General features: G+C 45.8%; 1 protein-coding gene. It reads right to left on the bottom strand.

The genetic code is table 11. The features are described from left to right. A partial coding sequence (locus INT22_RS12620; protein WP_193068324.1) for a GAF domain-containing protein occupies positions 1-462 on the bottom strand: 462 nt, incomplete at its 3' end. Between the last annotated feature and the right edge of the window lie 189 nt (positions 463-651).

Below are 651 nucleotides of genomic sequence, written 5' to 3'. Positions count from 1 at the left end.
GATAACTTTTGCATAACCACTTAATACTCGTTTTTCGCTTATCGTCAAGTCACGAGGCTGTGGATCTATAAGGCATAATGTGCCAATAGGTTGCCCACCTGGCTCGCAAACCGGCGCTCCTGCATAAAAACGTATACGCGGCTCCTCGGTCACAAGCGGGTTAGCAGAGAAGCGGTCATCCTTTGTTGCGTCGGAAACGATAAAAATATCCGGGTGCAATATTGCATGCCCGCAAAAAGAGATATCACGCTCAGTCTGACAAGCATCAAGCCCTACCTTAGATTTAAACCACTGCCTGTCAGCATCGACTAGCGAAATTAAGCACGTTTGGACATTAAAAATGAAAGCCGCAAGTCGGGTGATACGATCAAAGCGCTCTTCAGCAGGCGAGTCCAGTAACGCTGTGCGTTTTAATGCGAGTAAACGAACGGCTTCATCAGCAGGATAATCAGGTGCACTCAAAAGCCTCTCCAGTAGTGTTTTACTCAGTCGTAAATTACCAATAGTACTTTAGAAAGGGAAGGTCTGAATAACTGCCGATATTCATCAACGCTTACTTGAGCCGACAAAAAATCGAAAATTCAGACACTCTTCTCCTGTTCTTTGTGTATTTTTGCCCCTTTCCCACTCATTGAGCGGAAAACGGGCGCA

Origin of the sequence: Halomonas sp. 3D7M, from assembly GCF_014897885.1 — a bacterium.
Classification (GTDB): domain Bacteria; phylum Pseudomonadota; class Gammaproteobacteria; order Pseudomonadales; family Halomonadaceae; genus Vreelandella.
Note: the sequence above shows the minus strand (reverse complement) of the source record. Positions and strands in the feature narration are given on the sequence as shown.